Origin of the sequence: Pseudomonas sp. NPDC086566, assembly GCF_050280885.1 — a bacterium.
GTDB classification, from domain to species: Bacteria; Pseudomonadota; Gammaproteobacteria; order Pseudomonadales; family Pseudomonadaceae; genus Aquipseudomonas; species Aquipseudomonas vlassakiae.
Genome location: NZ_JBNNWD010000011.1, coordinates 197,890 through 216,636 on the forward strand (window position 1 = coordinate 197,890; position 18,747 = coordinate 216,636).

General features: G+C 65.3%; 10 protein-coding genes. 7 read left to right on the forward strand and 3 right to left on the reverse strand.

Going from position 1 to position 18,747, the window contains the following annotated elements:
• Positions 1-97: 97 nt before the first annotated feature.
• Positions 98-367, forward strand: a complete 270-nt coding sequence (locus tag ACQKPS_RS24000) for a hypothetical protein (protein WP_254484184.1) — start codon at positions 98-100, stop codon at positions 365-367.
• Positions 368-370: 3 nt separating this feature from the next.
• A complete protein-coding gene (locus ACQKPS_RS24005) occupies positions 371-643 on the forward strand; it encodes a DUF3077 domain-containing protein (protein WP_254484182.1) in 273 nt (90 codons plus the stop codon).
• A 397-nt stretch (positions 644-1,040) separates the two neighbouring features.
• Here ACQKPS_RS24005 and ACQKPS_RS24010 read toward each other — a convergent pair whose 3' ends face one another.
• Positions 1,041-2,675, reverse strand: a complete 1,635-nt coding sequence (locus ACQKPS_RS24010; RefSeq protein WP_427605734.1) for a twin-arginine translocation signal domain-containing protein — start codon at positions 2,673-2,675, stop codon at positions 1,041-1,043.
• Positions 2,676-2,852: 177 nt separating this feature from the next.
• Between ACQKPS_RS24010 and pvdM the strand changes: the two genes are divergently transcribed.
• From pvdM to ACQKPS_RS24035, 5 genes are all read left to right on the forward strand, one after another.
• Entirely contained in the window at positions 2,853-4,211 is a 1,359-nt protein-coding gene (gene pvdM / locus ACQKPS_RS24015; protein ID WP_427605735.1) for a pyoverdine-tailoring dipeptidase-like protein PvdM, read from the forward strand.
• A complete protein-coding gene (pvdN, locus tag ACQKPS_RS24020) occupies positions 4,211-5,500 on the forward strand; it encodes a pyoverdine-tailoring periplasmic protein PvdN (protein ID WP_427605736.1) in 1,290 nt (429 codons plus the stop codon). Before pvdM ends, pvdN begins: the two co-directional genes overlap by 1 nt.
• Positions 5,501-5,525: 25 nt before the next feature.
• Complete coding sequence (locus ACQKPS_RS24025) at positions 5,526-6,380, forward strand: formylglycine-generating enzyme family protein (protein WP_427605737.1); 855 nt, start codon at positions 5,526-5,528, stop codon at positions 6,378-6,380.
• A gap of 150 nt (positions 6,381-6,530) precedes the next feature.
• Positions 6,531-8,189, forward strand: a complete 1,659-nt coding sequence (locus tag ACQKPS_RS24030; RefSeq protein WP_427605738.1) for a cyclic peptide export ABC transporter — start codon at positions 6,531-6,533, stop codon at positions 8,187-8,189.
• A gap of 80 nt (positions 8,190-8,269) precedes the next feature.
• Positions 8,270-10,747 (forward strand): TonB-dependent siderophore receptor, encoded by a 2,478-nt coding sequence (locus tag ACQKPS_RS24035; RefSeq protein WP_427605739.1) that lies wholly within the window; start codon positions 8,270-8,272, stop codon positions 10,745-10,747.
• Between the two features lie 420 nt (positions 10,748-11,167).
• Here ACQKPS_RS24035 and ACQKPS_RS24040 read toward each other — a convergent pair whose 3' ends face one another.
• Together ACQKPS_RS24040 and ACQKPS_RS24045 are read right to left on the reverse strand one after the other, a co-directional pair.
• Complete coding sequence (locus ACQKPS_RS24040) at positions 11,168-12,115, reverse strand: alpha/beta hydrolase (RefSeq protein WP_427605740.1); 948 nt, start codon at positions 12,113-12,115, stop codon at positions 11,168-11,170.
• A gap of 59 nt (positions 12,116-12,174) precedes the next feature.
• On the reverse strand, positions 12,175-18,747 hold a 6,573-nt coding region (locus ACQKPS_RS24045; RefSeq protein WP_427605741.1), incomplete at its 5' end, for an amino acid adenylation domain-containing protein.

Sequence of the window (18,747 nt, forward strand, 5' to 3'; positions counted from 1 at the left end):
CTTTGTTCCTCGGTTTCTCACCCCGTGCATGGCTGCCACCCAATCCGTGAGAAAGATTGAAGTGGCAGTTCCCGTCACCGAACAAAGGTCAACTGTCATGAAAAAAATAGTACCCGACCCTCCCCGCAACAAACCCGTCAACACTCCATTCTTCACCGTCCGCACCGGCATGTGCCCCCCCGACGCCCTGGCCCACGCCAGCGAACTCCTGCGCGGGGTCGTCGAAACCATCGACGAACACTGCCGCGCCCGCGCCGGCGAGCCGGGCCTCAACATGCTCGGCAACGCCATGCATGCCAGCGAGATCGCCCATTCACTGGTCGAACATGTCCACGCCCAGCTTTACGGCCAGCAGGCCCAGGAGTGACGCATGGCAGACGAACCCAACGTCATCACCACCATCGGCGCGGAAACCTTCCTCGACGTCGGCAACCCACCGATCAACCTGCTGCGCGTGCAACCCGATGTACCGATCGAGGATGCCTACGAGCAAGTCTCGATTCTGCTGGGCTACATCAAGCACCTGGTACGCGAAGGCGACATGGAAGATGACCACAAGCTGCTGGGTGCGGCGGATTACCTGATTGCCTTGGCCAAGGCACTGATGAACGAAATCGAGCTGACCAAGAACAGGTTGCGTTGAGCTACAGCCCGTGTTGTCGGTTGACTGGGGATAGGGTCGATTGAGATTGGGGGAAGCTTACAGGTGCGCCATGACAGGTGCAGCGCCTGTGAGATCGAGCGCCGCCCGCGCGGCGCTTCGCGGGGCAAGCCCGCTCCCACAGTCTGTTTCGGGCCAATCCCTCCTGTGCAAGTACCGGTGCCCGCCTTGGTGCATGGCTGGAAATCAGTGGGAAAGCGGGTGAGCCCAACTCAAGAGCGAATGGAACAAACAAGGCGGACAGTGGTGACCTCACAGGAGTAACTGGCCCGAAACAGACGGTGGGAGCGGGCTTGCCCCGCGAAGCGCCGCGCGGGCGGCGCTCGATCTCATAGGCGCTGCACCTGTCACGGCAAACACCTGCAAGCCATCACGCAACCTAAACCGCCCCCTCCGGCAACTTCATATGCCGCGCATACCAAGGCCTGCGCGGCGTACGCCGCAGCAGCTCATCAACCTCCCGCTCGCCACTGAAGGCAATGCGCAACGCCAGCTTCATCGCCTCCACTTCCATCTCCCCCGCCCCGCCCCCGGCATCGGAAATCCCCCCGCAGCCATGGGTCATCGGCCCCAGCCAAGGGTCGCCAACCTGCACCCAGCGCCCCGGCGCAAACCACCACACACCATTGACCTCGCGACGCTGCACCTCACCCGGGTGGGCGCGCTCGTGGGCCCGGTACCAGTCCTCGATGCGGTCGTCGATCCAGCCATGGAAACGCCAGAACACCGGGTTGACGTGGGACGAGAACGGGTCGCCAAGGAAGTCGTTTTCCTCCCGGAACCAGCGCGCCGCATAGTCCGTCTGGTTGCGATCACCCATCACCGGCGCGCCGTTGGAGGGGTCGCGGGTCACGGTCGCCCAGCGCATGTGCAGCCAGTCGTGAATGTTCAGTTCCACTTCCGAACCGAACTGCCCCAGCGTCAGGCGGCTGAGGTAGTCCGGGTCCTGGTATTGCGACTCCCAGACCTGGAAGTTGCTGAAAAACGTTTCCGCCGCCTTGATGCCATGCAGCCATTGGCTCAGTTCTTCATCATCTGCCGCGACCCAGGCCGGCGGCACCGAGTTGCCGTCATGGTTTTCCTGGTAGCGGATGAACCCCAACCGGTCGTATTCCAGTTGCGGTGACGGCAGCGGCAGTTGCGTCCAGTTCGGCAAGTCAGGCTGCAGGCTGCGGGCGTGCCCCAGCATGTGCCGGTGCATGAAGAAGAAATCCTCACCGGAGCCATTGAGGTGCTTGCGTCGCCCACGTGCGCCGCGCTCGGCGTCACGCGGGCCGGGTTGCCAGCCGGCGCCGCGCAGGGCATCGCGCTTGTCGTCGTCCAGGCGGTGCCACTTGTCCCGGGTGGCATGCCACACCTGGTGGAACAGGCGGTGCCCGGGGGAGTTCAGCCAGGCCATCAGCGCTGGCGCCAGTGGCGTGACCTGGCGCGCCTCGGGGAAGGCGCGCTTGCTGGCGACGAAGTGGTTGTCCGGCTCAGGGCTCGACAATGGCCGGTCGAGGCGACGGATGCGCCCGGTCAGGGTGCCTGCACCCGCGTTGCCCCAGGACGCCCAGACTTCATCGAGGGTCGCTTCCAGTTCATGGCTCGGCGCGGATGCCCCGGCCGGCACCAGGCGCCAGCGGACCTTGCCGGCATCGGCGGCGACCAGCTCGCCGAGCACCCGGTAGCGCGGTGGGTCATCGCCGCGCAGGCGCTCCGCCTGGTCGATGAAGCCGCGCAGCGAGCGGCCGGTCGGGCCGACATCCAGCAGCATCTGCAGGCCCTGCAGCGCCAAGCCGTCCAGGCCGGCCTCGGCACCGCTGAAACGCAGGTCCCAGATCCCGCGCAGCTTATCGGCGATGCGCACGCCATTCCCTGTGGCAGCCTCTACCGTGGCTTCCCCAGGGGTCTGCACCTCGTCTTTCTCGAGTTGTTCATCATGGTCGCGCGGCTGGCGCGCATACCACGCTGCCGAGCCCGCTGCCCCGGCTACCGCCAGCCCCACCATGAACCCACGCCTGGAAAACCTCATCGCCACATCCGTATCCGTGTCAGCCACGCCTATCGAGCTAGAACGAGACGCCGCCCGGCAAATTTACCGGCAGCACGTCGCTAAATTTCCCGCTGTCGCTCTCGTCCCTCCGTGACAGGCAAGCCCCGTGATCGCGGCTGCCGCAACCGCATCGACCCTGCAACCAACGGGATGGCAATGAACACGACACGCTTGCGCAAGGCCCCCTACCTCGCTGCCCTGGCGCTGATCCTCGCGCTCGCGGGCGCCGCGGCCTGGTACTTCTTCATCTACCTGCCGGCCGGTTACCCGCGTGAGGTGATGAAACATGCCGAAGAACTTCAGGAGCGCATCCTCTCCTTCGACAGCCATATCACCGTGCCGCTGAACTTCGGCACCGAAGGCAAGGAAGCCGACAAGGATGGCAGCGGCCAGTTCGACCTGGTCAAGGCCGGCCGCGGCCGGCTCTCGGGTGCGGCGCTGACGATCTTTGGCTGGCCGGAAATCTGGAACGGCCCGAACGCCCCCCATCGCCCGACCGCTGCTTTCGTCGACGAAGCGCGTCAGCAGCAGGAGATGCGCTACAAGATCCTAACCGGTATGGTCCGCGACTACCCCAACCAGGTCGCCATCGCCTACACCCCCGCCGACTTCCGCCGCCTGCATGGCGAGGGCAAGTTCGCGATCTTCCTCAGCATGCTCAACGCCTACCCGCTGGGCAACGACCTCGATGCCCTGGACACCTGGGCCGCACGCGGCATGCGCATGTTCGGCTTCAGCTACGTGGGCAACAACGCCTGGGCCGACTCCTCGCGCCCGCTGCCGTTTCTCAACGACACCCCCGATGCCCTCGGTGGCCTGTCGCCGCTGGGCGAGCAGGCGGTGGGCCGGCTCAATGACCTGGGGGTTATCATCGACGTGTCGCAGATGTCCACTCTGGCCCTGGAAGACGTGGCCCGCCTGAGCCGCGCGCCGATGGTCGCCTCCCACTCGGCACCGCGGGCGCTGGTGGACATCCCGCGCAACCTCAGCGACCACGAGCTACAAGCGATCAAGCACAGCGGCGGCGTGGTTCAGGTAGTGGGCTTCCCGGCCTACCTCAAACCCCTCAGCCAGGGCACCCTGGACAAGCTCAATGCCCTGCGCAAGCGCTTCGACCTGCAGCCGCTCAATGGCCTGGCCAACGCCCTGATGCCGGGTGACGCGATCATCTCCATCTGGCCCGAGAAGAAGTTCGGCGAGTACGCCAGCGCGCTGTACGCCATCCTCGACGAAGAGCCCCACGCCACGGTCAAGGACTTGGTCGATGCGATCGACTACACCGTGCGCAAGATCGGCATCGACCATGTCGGCATCGCTTCGGACTTCAACGACGGTGGCGGCGTTACCGGCTGGATGAACGTCGGCGAGTCGCGCAATGTCACCGCCGAGCTGATCCAGCGTGGTTACTCCGATGCCGACATCGCCAAGCTGTGGGGCGGCAACTTCCTGCGGGTGTGGGAAGAGGTACAGCGCCTGGCCAAGCCAAGTGCCAACCCACAAGCGGAGCGTGGCTGATGAACGACCGTCGCAGTTTTCTCAAGCAGGCCGGCCTGCTCGCCGCCGCCCTGCCCCTGACCGGCAGCTTTGCCCCGAGCGCACTGGCTGCTACGCCCGTGGCAAAACCCGCACAAGACAAATGGCAAGCCCTGCGCCAGCAGTTCGACCTGGACCCAGCCTACCTGCACTTCTGCAATTTCCTGCTCGCCTCCCACCCCCGTGTGGTCAGCGAAGCCATTGCCCGCTTCCGCGCACGGCTGGACCAGAACCCGGGCGAAATGGTCGACTGGGACCGCGAGGAACTCTGGGGCCATGAAGACGAAGTGCGCGCCTGGGCTGGCCGCTACTTCGGCGTGCAGCCGGGCCAGGTGGCCCTGACCGGCAGCACCACCGAAGGTTTGTCGATGATCTACGGCGGCCTGCAGGTGGCGCCAGGCAAGGAGATCCTGGTCAGCGCCCACGAGCATTATTCCACCAATACCCGCCTCGCCTACCGCGAGCAGCTGATGGGCACGCAGGTGCGCCGCGTGACGCTGTTCAAGGAGCCGCAACAGGCCTCGGTGGACGAAATGCTCGGCAATCTCCGTCAGGCCATCCGCCCGGAAACCCGCGTGCTGGGCATGACCTGGGTACAGTCCGGCAGCGGCGTCAAGCTGCCGATCCGCGAGGTCGGTGAACTGGTCAAAACGCTTAACCGAAGCCGTGACGAGCAGGACCAGATCATCTATGTGGTCGACGGCGTGCACGGCTTCGGCATCGAGGACGTGAACTTCGCCGACTTCAACTGCGACTACTTCATCGCCGGCACCCACAAATGGCTGTTCGGCCCACGCGGCACCGGCGTGATCATCGCCCGCGAAGCCAAGCCCCAGCCCTACCTGGTGCCGAGCCTGCCGACCTTCACCAAGGGCGATAACTTCGGCACCTTGATGACCCCCGGTGGCTACCACGCCTTCGACCATCGCCTGGCCCTGGGCAAGGCGTTCGAACTGCACCTGCAGCTGGGCAAGGCCGATGTCCAGGCCCGGGTGCACCAGCTCAACGACTACCTCAAGCAGCGCCTCGCCGAGCACTCGAAGGTGCAGCTGGTAACGCCGCGCAGCAGCCAGCTTTCCGCCGGCTTCACCTTCTTCCGTGTCGAGGGCCGCGACTGCGATGCCGTCGCCCGCCACCTGATGGCCAACAAAGTGATCAGCGACGCCGTCGACCGTGACGTCGGCCCGGTGGTGCGCCTGGCCCCGAGCCTGCTCAACGACGAGGCCGAGATCGACCGGTTGATGACCATTCTCGCCCCGCAACTTGCCTGACCTTTTGCCTTTCAAGAGAACCGCCATGCACACGTTCCCCCCCCTGGCCCTGGTGGCCGCCCTGTTTGCCAGCGCACCGGCCCTGGCCGCCGATGCCCACGCACCCGGCCAGACGTTCAAGGACTGCAAGGATTGCCCGCCCATGGTCGTGCTGCCTGCTGGCAGCTTCACCATGGGCGTACCTGACGACGAGGTCGGCCGCCAGCCGGACGAAGGCCCGATGCACACCGTGACCTTCGCCAAGCCCTTCGCCATCAGCCAGTTTCAGGTGCAAGCCAAACAGCTGCAGGCATGGCAGCGTGACGCCAGGGTCACCCTGCCCGACGGCGACGACCGCCCCGGCCGGCGCTGCACCAACGGCAAGCCCAGCTACCCGCAGGGCCCAGACCAACCGGCGGTGTGCATCAGCTACGACGAGGTCAAGGCCTACGTTGCCTGGCTGTCGAAAAAGACCGGCAAGCACTACCGCATGCTCAGCGAAGCCGAGCGCGAATACGCCGCCCGCGCAGGCTCCAGCGGCCCGTTCCCGTTCCCCTTCGATGAAGGCAAGGACTACAGCATCGCCCAGCACGCCAACACCTATGGCGCCGCCGACGGCTACAATTACACCTCGCCCGCCGGCAGCTTCCCGGCCAACGCGTTCGGCTTGTACGACATGCACGGCAACGTCTACGAATGGGTCGCCGACTGCCGGCACGACAACTATGTCGGTGCCCCGGCCGATGGCAGTGCCTGGATGGAGGCGAGCTGCGAGTACAACCACATTCGCGGCAACGACTACAGCGAAGCGCCGGTGTTCTCCCGCTCCGGCAACCGCAACTACCGCGAACCCTATGTGCGCGGCGACTGGCTGGGCTTCCGGGTAGCCCGCGAGCTCTGAACCCCGCTTGCAGTACCTGCCCAGGCCCAGGGTCTGGGCCTCCTAAATAAGAACGCTTCTCGAACGTCTTCATCACAGGGCAATGGCCCGCACGGCGCCTGCCTTGCATAGCGCCCCAAAGCGCATCCGCGCATCCACCAGGAACCCACCATGAACCGATCGACCCCTGGCGCACTTCGCGAACTCCTCGGCTTGCTCAAACCCTACCGGCTGATTGTCGCCATTGCCGTCGGGCTGGGCATCGTCGGCGGTTTCTGCATCACCCTGCTGCTGGCCAATATCAACAACCTGCTGCATGCACCGGGTGCCCTGAGCTGGGGTGTGGTGCTGGCGTTCGCCGGCATCTGCCTGGTGGCACTGGCCTCCTCCATCGCCTCGGACATCGGCACCAACTATGTGGGCCAGCACGTCATCGCCGGTTTGCGCCGCGACCTGGGCGAGAAGGTGCTCAGCGCCCCCATCGAACAGATCGAACGCTACCGCAGCCACCGCCTGATCCCGGTGCTGACCCACGACGTCGACACCATCAGCGACTTCGCCTTCGCCTTCGCGCCACTGGCCATCTCGTTGTCGGTGACCCTGGGCTGCCTAGGTTACCTGGCGCAGCTGTCCTGGCCGATGTTCCTGATCGCCGCCCTTGCCGTGCTGCTCGGTACTGCGGTGCAGTACATTGCGCGGGTACGTGGCATTCGCGGTTTCAATGCGGCGCGCGAAGCGGAGGATGAACTGCAGAAGCACTACGACGGCGTTGCCTCCGGTGCCAAGGAACTGCGCATCAGCCGGCCACGCCGCCAGCGCATGTTCAACGACCGCATCAGCCGCACGGCGAACTACATCCGCGACACGCACGTGCGCTCGATCAACATTTTCGTCATCGCCAAGAGCCTGGGCTCGATGCTGTTCTTCGTGGTCATCGGCCTGGTGCTGGCCCTGCAACAGGCCCAGCTGGTCAGCGACCCCAAGGTCACCAGTGGCTTCGTGCTGGTACTGCTGTACATGAAAGGGCCGCTGGAACACCTGGTCTCGACCCTGCCGATCGTCAGCCGCGCGCAGATCGCCTTCCGCCGCATTGCCGAACTGTCGCAGCAGTTCTCCTCGCCCGAGCCTCACCTGCTGCTTGCGGCCGCCGAAGTGCCCGATCAACAGATCCGCAGCCTCGAACTGCGCGACGTCGGTTTTGCCTTTGCGCCAGTAGCCGGCGCGGCGCCGTTCGCCCTGGGGCCGATCAACCTGCGCATCGAACAGGGCGACATCCTGTTCATCGTCGGCGAGAACGGTTGCGGCAAGACCACCTTGATCAAGCTGCTGCTGGGCCTGTATGCACCGCAGCAAGGCGAGATCCTGCTCGATGGCCACGCCGTCACCGCAGCCAATCGCGACGACTACCGTCAGCTGTTCACCACCGTGTTCGCCGACTACTACCTGTTCGATGACCTGTTGCAGGACGCCCAGGCCCTGCCCGAGGATGCCGGCAAGTACCTGCAACGGCTGGAGATCGCCCACAAGGTGCAGATCCGTGACGGTGCTTTCACCACCACCGACCTGTCCACCGGCCAGCGCAAGCGCCTGGCGCTGGTCAACGCCTGGCTGGAGAAGCGCCCGGTACTGGTGTTCGACGAATGGGCGGCCGACCAGGATCCGACATTCCGGCGCATTTTCTACACCGAGCTGCTGCCGGAACTGAAGCGTCTGGGCAAGACCATCATCGTCATCAGCCACGACGACCGTTACTTCGACGTCGCCGATCACGTGCTGCGCCTGCGCGACGGGAAGCGCGTTGAAACAGCCGTTACAGAATTTTCGGTCTGACTTTTCCGGTTCTTGCGGGTCGGAACGTTACATAAATGCGAATAAAACTCATATGTAATCTGCCAATACTGAGTACCAGCATGACCACCAACACGTTTTCACCACTTGCCAGGGCAATCCGCAGAACGTCACTGGCCTTGCTTTCCCCGTCGCTGCTGGCCTGTACGCTGGCTGCCGCGATGAACGCCAATGCAGAACCCGTGCAACTGGATATCCCTTCGCAAGGGTTGGCCGGGGCGCTCGATGCGCTGGCCAGGCAGGCCGACCTGCAACTGCTGTACAGCCCGGACACCGTGCGCAACACCACCGCACCGGCGATACGCGGCAACATGGAGCCGGAGCAGGCGCTGCGCCTGCTGCTGCGTGACAGCGGCCTGACCTACCAGCTCAACGGCCATACTGTGATTCTCAGTGGCGCATCCGGTGCGTCGGCAGTGGAACTGGGGCCACTGAACATCGATGCCAACACGCTGAATGCCACGAGTGAGGGGACCAACTCGTATGCCGCACGCGCCGTGACCATTGGCAAAGGCGTCCATACCCTGAAGGAAACGCCGCAGTCGGTCACCGTCATGACCCGCAAGATGCTCGACGACCAGAACCTCAACACCCTCGAGCAGGTGCTGGACAAGACGCCCGGCATCACCACCTACGACTCGCCCATGGGCGGCAAGTACTTCTATTCCCGCGGCTTCAACCTCGACGGCCAGTACCAGTACGATGGCGTGCCCCTGGACGTGGGCGGCAACTATGTGCAGGCCAACAGCTTTTCCAGCGACATGGCGTTCTATGACCGCGTCGAGATCCTCAAGGGCGCGGCCGGCATGATGAAGGGCTCCGGCTCCTCGGCCGGTGGCGTCAATTTCGTGCGTAAACGAGGCCAGGACAAGGCCCACACCAGCGTGACCCTCTCCGCTGGCAGCTGGGACAACTACCGCAGCCAGGTGGACGTGGGCGGCCCGCTGAACGAGTCAGGCACCGTGCGCGGCCGCGCCGTGGCGGCGCTGCAGGACAAGCAGTATTTCTACGACAATGCCGATCGCCAGGACCGTGTCGCCTATGGTGCCATCGACTGGGACGTGACGCCCGACACCACACTGGGCTTCGGCCTGGCCTACGAGGACGTCGACGCCTCGCCCTGCTACCACGGCCTGCCCCGTTACGCCGATGGCAGCGACCTGAAGCTGTCCCGCTCGACCTGCCTGGGTGCCAGCTGGAACGACCTGCAAAGCGAGCGCATCACCGGTTTCGCCGACCTCAAGCACCGCTTCAACGATGACTGGTCGCTGAACTTCGCTTCGGTCTACACCCACAACAACCAGAACATCGAGTACGGCTACTCCGAAGGTTCGGTGCCGGTGGGGGCCACCACCGGGGCGATGGGGCGCTACTCCGGCCGCTTCGACTACGACCAGACCGACTACGGCTTCGATAGCTACATCGATGGCAAGTTCGAGGCATTCGGCCTCGAGCATGAGCTGATCGTCGGGGCCAACGCCAGCCGCCAGAAGAACCACGACTACTTTGCCCTGCTGGCGTTGAGCGGCACGCAGAACCCTTTCGACCCGTCGGATGACTTCCCGCATCCATCGAAGGCCGACTACCAGACCGGCACCCTCCGCGGCGGCCCGTTTCCGACCGACTCCACCACCACCCAGTGGGGCACCTATGCCAACCTGCGCCTGAAGCTGGCCGAACCACTCACCCTGGTGCTGGGTACCCGCGTCAGCTGGTACCGCAACGACCGCGACTCCTACACCCAGCGCTGGGATACCTGGGAGCACATCCGCAGCAAGGAAAACGGTGAAGTCACCCCGTTCGGCGCCCTGCTCTACGACCTGAACGACCAGTGGACCGCCTACGCCAGCTACGCGCAGATCTTCCAGCCGCAAGGCAACCTGACCACTGCCGACGGTCAATCGCTGCAACCCAAGACTGGCGGCAGCTATGAGCTCGGTATCAAGGGCGAACTGCTCGACGGCAATGTGAATACCTCGTTCAACCTGTTCCGTACCATCGAAGACCACCGTGCCGAAACCGATTATGAAAATGTCTGTGCAGGTTCCAGTGACGGTTATTGCTACACAGACAGTGGCAAAGTCCGTGCCCAGGGCTTCGAGGCCGAGATCAGCGGTTCGCCGATCGACCGCCTGCAACTGCTGGCCGGCTACACCTACACCCAGACCAAGTACCTGAAGACCATCAACGATACCGACCCGACCGAGCTGACCTTCACCTCCAGCTTCATTCCGCGGCACATGCTCAAGGTCTGGGGTGACTACCAGCTCGATGGTGCGCTGGATCGCTGGACAATCGGCGCAGGGGTGTCCAGCCAGAGCGACAACTTCCGCCGCCAGGGCAATATCAAGATCGAACAACCAGGCTACACACTGTTCAGCGGCCGCGTGCAGTATCGCCTGGACGAGCACTGGACCGTGGCGGTCAACGGCAACAACCTGTTCGACAAGAAGTACTACTCCACCATCGGTGCCACCGGTTGGGGTAACTACTACGGCGAGCCACGCAACTTCATGCTGACGCTCAAGGGTGATTTCTGAGGTTGATAGCTTGGGAACAGAAAGGGCCGCTTAGCGGCCCTTTTTTGTTTGTTTCTGGATGTCTGTCTTGGGGACTTGGTGAGGCCACCAGGTGCCTGCCACAACATGTTCAGCGCCTGAGAGATCGAGCGCCGCCCGCGCGGCGCTTCGCGGGGCAAGCCCGCTCCCACAGTCTGTTTCGGGCCAGTTACTCCTAGGAGGTCTCCACTGTCCGCCTTGTTTGTCCTGTTCGATATCTGAGGTGGAGCAGTTACTTTTGTCTTCAGTCATGCACTAAGGCAAGCGCCGGTACTTGCACAGGAGAGATTGGCCCGAAACAGACTGTGGGAGCGGGCTTGCCCCGCGAAGCGCCGCGCGGGCGGCGCTCGATCTCACAGGCACTGAAAACCTCAAGGCGAACACCTCGGGCCTCCGGGGACCCTACCCCCACACCCTACCCAACGCCACACACAACCGCTCATGCACCTGCAGCACATCCGGCACTACCGAGGCCATGCGCAGCAGGTCATGGGTCAGCCCCGGCAGCTCCATCACCTCGACCGCCACCCCCGCCTCGCGCAAGCGCTCGACGTAAGCCCGGCCTTCGTCCAGCAACGGATCGAGCCCGGCCAGGGCAACGATGGCCGGCGCCACACCGCTCAGGTCCTCGGCCAGCAACGGTGAGAAGCGCCAGTCCTGGCGGTCCTGCGGGGTGCGCGCGTAATGGTCGTAGAACCATTCCAGCGTATCGCTTTCCAGCAGGTAGCCTTCGCCGAACAGCGTACGCGAGACACTCTGCCGGCTGGCATCGGTAACCGGGTAGCACAGCAGCTGGGCACATGGCGTCAGCACCGCTCGCTCCCCCAGTTGCGCCGCTTCGATGGCCAGCACCGTGGCCAGCGTCGCACCTGCGCTGTCGCCGCCGAACGCAACCCGTGCGCTGTCCAGCCCCAACGACCCGGCCTGCTTGGCCAACCAGGCCAAGGTGTCCTGGCCGTCCTCCAGGGCGACCGGGAAGCGGTGCTCCGGCGCCAGCCGGTAACCCACTGCCAGCACTGCGCAGCCGGCCCTGGCGCACAATTCGCGGCAGACGCCGTCATGGCTGTCGAGGCTGCCGACGACAAAACCGCCGCCATGGAAGTACACCAGCACCGGCAACTGCGCCGTTGCCTGTGGCGGCCGGTACAGGCGCAGCGGTATGGCCGCACCATCCCGGGCCGGGGCGTGCAGCGCCTGGATGGCCAAGCCCTGCGGCGCGGCCCAGCGCAGTTGCTCGGTGGATTGCTCAAAGACCCGGCGGGCTTCTTCAGGTTTCATCTGATGAAACGGTGCGTTGCCCGCGTTGGCTTCAGCCAGGTCGAGAAAAGCTTCAAGTTCAGGATGCAGCATGGTGTTCCTCGAAGGGGGGGAGGCCTGTGGCAGCCTCCCCCGATTGGATGACGAAAAGCTCAGCCCAGACGTTCCAGGCAGTGCTCGATCAACAGTTCCAGTTCGGTGCGGTAGCCGTCCATCAGCGCCTGCACGGTCTCGGGGCGGTAACGGCGAGTGCTGTAGACGCAGCGCAGCGCCAGGCAGCCGTCGTAGACCTGGCCGATGACCTCCAGCCAGTTACCCAGGCGAGCGACCGGGCTGTAGCAGTCCCCCGTGCCTTCGGCAGCCGGCACCAACAGTGCCTTGTCGTCGAAGCTCTGGTCGAACTGCCCCAGGTAGTTGAAGGTGATCCGCGCCTGCGGCAGGCGCGCCAGGCGCTCACCCAGCGCAGGCTCACCGAGGTAGCGCAGCACGCCATAACCGATGCCCTTGTCGGGCACTGCCTGCAGTTGCCCCTGGATGGCCAGGATCGAACTGCCGATGTCCGCCTCAGGCTGCAGGCGCACCGGGAACATGCTGGTGAACCAGCCCAGCGTGCGCGACAGGTCGAGGGCCTCGAACAGGTCTTCGCGGCCATGGCCTTCCAGTTGCACCAGCACCGACTCCTGCTCGGTCCAACGGCACAGCACACGGCCCAGGGCGGTCAGCAACAGGTCGTTGATCTGCGTGCCATAGGCGGCAGGCGCCTCCTTCAACAGACGGCTGGTCGAGCGGCTGTCGAGCACGACCCTGGCCACGGCCTGCTCACTGACCTGGTTGCGGCCCCGCGGGTTGTCGCACGGCAAGTCGCGCCCCGGCAGGTCCAGCTGCTTTATCCACCAGTCGCTTTGCTCGGCAGCGATACGCCCGGCATCCGCAGCCAGCCGCTCGACCCAGGCGCGGTAGCTGCTGCTGCGCATCGGCAGCGTGGGCACCTGGCCCTGGCAGCAGGCCTCGTAGGCGCTGCGCAGGTCCTCCAGCAGCACACGCCAGGACACCGCATCCACCACCAGGTGGTGGATGACCAGCAACAGGCGTGCCTCACCATTGGCCATGGTCACGTGCATCGCACGCCACATAGGGCCGTCGGCCAGGTCCAGGCTGCGTTGCGCCTGGTTGGCCAACCGCTCCAGGGCCTCGGCGTCGGCAGCCTCGCGTCGCCACAGCTGCGGCACATCGGCACCTTCACCCAGGTAGTGCTGCAGCCAACGGCCGCTGTCGCGACTGAAGCGCAGACGCAACGAATCGTGATGCCGCTGGATCACCGCCAGCGCGCGCTCCAGCGCATCCAGGTCCAGCGCACTGCGCGCCTTGAGCATCAGCGCCTGGTTGAAGTGCTGCGGCTCGCGCATGTCCTCGGCGAACAGCCACTCCTGGATCGGCAGCAAGCGGAACGCACCCTCGACCGCCACCTGGCTGCCGTCCGCCACCGGGCCGGAAACCGTCTCGGCAGGCCGCTCGCAAATGCCGGCGATGGTCTGGTAACGCAACAGGTCGCGTAGCTTCAGGTCAAGGTCCAGGTCAGGGTGGTTCTTCACCCGCGACACCACCTGCAAGCTGAGAATCGAATCGCCGCCCAGCTCGAAGAAGTTGTCTTCGATGCCGACCTGCTCGACCTGCAGCACCTGCGCCCAGATCTCGGCGAGCAACTGCTCTTGGACGTTGCGCGGCGCCACATAGGCCTCCTGCTGGAAGCTCGGTTCTGGCAGCGCCTTGCGATCCAGCTTGCCATTGGGCGTGACCGGGAAGGCCGGCAGCACCATCACCTGCATCGGCACCATCCAGTCCGGCAGGCTGGCGCGCAGGGCCATTTTCAGGCTGTCGCCCGACAGCGACTGATCACCAACCACGTAGCCCACCAACTGCTTGCCGGAGGCACTGTCACGCGCTACCACCAGGGCGTCCTCGACACCCGGCTGGCGACGCAGCGCCGCTTCGACTTCGCCCAGTTCGATACGGAAGCCACGGATCTTCACCTGCTGGTCGATACGCCCCAGGTAATCGAGGATGCCGTCCTCGCGCAGGCGCACCAGGTCGCCGGTGCGGTACAGCCGCGCGCCGGGGCTGCCGAACGGATCGGGCACGAAGCGCTCGGCGCTCTGCCCGGGCCGGTTCTGATAGCCACGGGCAACCCCTTCGCCACCAATGTACAGTTCGCCGGCAAAGCCCACCGGCAACGGGTTGAGCTGCTCGTCCAGCACATGCAGGCTGCGCTCCCCTACGGCACGCCCGATGGGCGCGTAGTCTGCGCCGCAACGGTCATTGCCCGCCGCTTTCCACAGCAACGGCGTGACCACGGTCTCGGTGGGGCCATAGCCATTGGTGAAGTAACGCGGGCGCAGCGCTGCCCGGACCTGCTCGAAGCTGCGCTCCGGCACCGCATCACCGCCAAAGCAGTAGATGCGCACGGGCGGCGCCGGCATGCCACTGCCTTCGACGAATTCCGCCATCTGCTTGAGGTAGGCCGGCGGGAAGCAGGCGATGTCGATACGCTGTTCGTGCAGGGCGCGGCAGGTCTGCTCCGGCGTCCACAGGCTGCCATCGCGAATCACCAGCGTGCCACCGACCATCAAGGTGGTCAGCCAGCGCTCATGGGCCCCATCGAAGGCGAACGACATGAAGTGCAGCTCGCGCACTCCAGGCTCCATCTCGTATAGCTCGGCAATGGCCTGGCAATGCATGCTCAACGGCCCTTGCGGCACCGCCACGCCTTTGGGCCGACCGGTAGAGCCCGAGGTATAGATCAGGTAGGCCAGGTTGCCAGGCCCGGCCTGCGACACGGGTGCGGTTTCCGGCCAGCTGGACGGGTCGCCGCTGTCAAGCAGTACACGTCGCAGGGTAGCCGGTGCGGGCACGCGCGCCTGCAGCGCATCCTTGGTAATCAGCAAGGCCATACCCGAGTCCTCGACCATGTAGGCCAGGCGCTCGGCCGGGTAGTCGATATCCAGCGGCAGGTAGGCGGCGCCGGTTTTCATCACCGCCAGCAAGGCCACCAGGGTTTGCACCGAACGCTCCAGGGCAACACCGACGACCACTTCAGGGCCTGCGCCCGCCGCTTGCAGGCGGTTGGCCAGGCGATTGGCAGAGCGCTCCAGCTCCAGGTAGTCAAGCTGCTGCCCGCCGCATTGCACGGCCAGCGCGTGGGGGCGCAGTTCGGCATGGCGGCCGATCAACTCGACCAGCGGCTGCGCCTGCCAGCCATTCCCGGGTGCCGCGCTCCAGCCCTGCAGGGCTGTGCGTTGTGCTTGCGACAGGCGCTGCAGGTTGCCCAGTGACACCTGCGGGTGGGCGAGCATTTCTTCCAGCAGATGCTCCATCATGTCGCGAATGCCCTGCACCACGGGCTCGCTGAAACAGCCACGCAGGTACAGGTATTCGATGGACAGCTGCTCGCCCAGGTGCACCGCCAGGTCCATGGGGAAGTTGGTGACATCGTGGTTGGACGACTCGCCGAAGCTCAGCCCGCTGGCAGCGCTATCACCCAGGCGCTGGTCGATCGGGTAGTTCTCGAAAACGATGATGCTGTCGAACAACGGCTGACCACCCTGCCCCGACCAGCGCTGGACGTCGGCCAACGGCGCATGGGCGTGCTCGCGCAGTTCCAGGTTGTCGTGCTGCAAAGCCTGCAGCCAGTCGAGCAGGGACTGTTCGGCGTCCATCCGGCCAATGACCGGCAGGGTGTTGATGAACAGCCCCAGCATGCGCTCGGCCCCTGCCAGGCCCTCCGGCCGCCCGGCGACGGTCGCGCCAAAGCATGGCGCCGCCTGGCCGGTGTAACGCTGCAGCAACAACAGCCAGGCGCCCTGTACCAGGGTATTGGCAGTGATGCGCAACTCGCGGCAGCGCTGCTGCAGGCGAGCCGTGCGCGCGGCGTCCCAACGGGTGTACAGCGCGTGGTGGCCCTGTTCGTCACCGACATGCCGCGGGTGCACGGCCTGGCTCAGCGAGGTCGGTTCGTCCAGGCGTTGCAGGCGGCCTTTCCAGAAACGTTCGAGAGCGTCCTGGTCCTGGCGCTGCAGCCAGGCGATGAAATCGCGGTAGCGGCCCACCTCACCCGTACTGCGGCCGTGGTGATACTGCTCCATCACCTCGCCGAACAACTGCGAGCTGGACCAGCCATCCATGAGAATGTGGTGGCTGGTCCAGGCCAGGTGATAGCGCTGCTCCGCCACGCGGATCAGCAGCAGCCGCTGCAGTGGCGCACGGGTCAGGTCGAAGCCGCGCGCGCACTCCGCTTCGGCGCGCTCGGCAAGGCGCTGCTCATCCACCGCCTCACCGCGCCAGTCGAGCAACTCGACGTCCAGGCGGGCCTGGCGATGTACCACCTGCACCGGGCGCGGCAGCCCTTGCCAGTGGAAGCTGGTACGCAGGATGTCGTGGCGGGCCATGACCCGCTGCCAGGCCGCTGCGAAGCGCTGCGGATCGAGGCCGTCGACAGGCAGGCAGACCTGGTTGACGTACAACGCCGAGCCGCCGTCGGACAGGGTATGGAACAACATGCCTTCCTGCATCGGTGAAAGCGCATACACGTCCTCGATGTCATCCACGGCCACCGGTAACGAATCGAGCCGGGCCTGGTCAAGGCCGGCCAGCGGAAAGTCTGTCGGGGTCACACCCTGGTTGCCGGGTTGCCGGCAATGCTCCACCAAGGCCCGCAGGGCGCTTTCGAAAGCATTTGCCAGCGCCTGAACCCGGCTAGCCTCGAAGGTGCAGGTACTGAACGTCCAGTTCAGGCTCAACATGCCCTGGTGAACCTGCCCGTCCAGGTTCAGCCAGTTGCCCAGCGGCGCATCGTCGTCGATCCCGCTGCCGGCCGATTCATCGGCCAGACGCCATAGCGCATCCTCTGCCGAGGCGGCATCGAACTGGCCCAGGTAGTTGAAGGTGATGCGTGGCTGCGGCAGGGCGGCCAGCGCGTCCCGGGCTGCCTGTGGCCCCAGGTGGCGCAGCAGGCCGTAGCCGAGGCCTTTGTTCGGCACGCTGCGCAGTTGTTCCTTGATGCGCTTGATCGACGTGCCGATATCGGCAGCAGGGTGCAAGCGCACCGGATACAGGCTGGTGAACCAGCCCAGGGTGCGCGACAGGTCGATAGTGTCGAACAGCGCTTCACGCCCATGCCCCTCCAACTGAACCAGCGCCGACGCCTCGCCGCTCCAGGCGCACAGCGCCTGGGCCAGGGCGGTCAGCAGCAGGTCGTTGACCTGGGTGCGGTAAGCCGCCGGCACTTCTTGCAGCAAGGCACGGGTCAATGCCGGGTCGAAGCGGCTGGTCAGGGTGTGGGCATGGCGTTTGGCCTGGCTGCCATCGCGGTGATCGGCAAGGATGCCTTCGCCGCCACCGGCAAGCTGCGCCTGCCAGTAATCCAGTTCGGCGGCCATGGCCGGGGACTGCGCATGGGCTGCCAATTGCTCGCCCCAGGCCTTGTAGGCGCTGGTCTTGGCTGGCAACTGCAACGCCTGCCCCGCCTGCAACTGGCGATAAGCGGCCTGCAGGTCCTCCAGCAGGATCCGCCAGGAAACACCATCGATGACCAAGTGGTGGATGACCAGCAGCAGGCGCTGGCTACCGTCGGCCAGGCTGGCCAGCAGCGCACGGCACAGTGGCCCATGCTCCAGCGACAGGCTGCGCTGGGCCTCGGCGGCTGTCTGTTCGAGGTTTTCGACCTGAACGCACTCCAATTGAACGGCCTGGTCGACCGCAGCGTGGTATTGGACCCAGCCCGTGGCCTCCTGGCGGTAGCGCAGGCGCAAGGCATCGTGGTGCAACGTCACATGCGCCAGCGCGGCGCCCAGCAGCTCACCATCCAAGGCTTCGACAGGCACCAGCAGCAAGGCCTGGTTCCAGTGATGACGGGCTGGAATGGCGTTTTCGAAGAACAGTTGCTGGATCGGCAGCAACGGCGCCTCGCCTGTCACCGGCGCTTGCTCGACCTGGCTGGCTTCGCTGTGTCCGGCAACGGCGGCCAGACGCTGCAAGGTCTGCTGTTCGAAAACGTCCTTGGGCGTGAAGCGCAGGCCTTGCTGGCGGGCACGGCTGACCAGCTGAATCGAGACGATGGAGTCGCCACCCAGTTCGAAGAAGTTGTCGGTGAGCCCCACCTGCTCGACCTTCAACACGGCCTGCCAGATCGCGGCCAGGCGTTGTTCCAGCTCGCTCTGCGGCGCCACGTACTCGCGCCGCGACTGGCCCAGCTCCGGTTTCGGCAGGGCCTTGCGGTCGAGCTTGCCGTTGGGCGACAGCGGCATCTTTTCGAGCAAAACCCACTGCGCTGGCACCATGTAGTCCGGTAGTACTGCGGCCAGATGTGCCTTGATCCCTTCCAGGCTGTCGGCCTGTTCTGCCACCACATAGGCCACCAGTTGCTTGCCGCTTGGGCCATCGGCCGCCACCACCACGGCTTCACGCACCGCCTCCAGTTCCTGCAGGCGGGCTTCGATCTCGCCCAGTTCGATACGCAGGCCGCGGATCTTCACCTGGTGGTCGATGCGCCCGGCATACTCGATCACGCCATCTTCGCGCTGGCGCGCCAGGTCGCCGGTGCGGTACAGGCGCTGGCCAGCGCCGAACGGGCTGGTAACGAAACGCTCGGCGGTGAGCGACGGGCGACGGTGGTAACCGCGCGCCAGGCCGATACCTCCGAGGTACAGCTCGCCGGTCACGCCGGGGCTGAC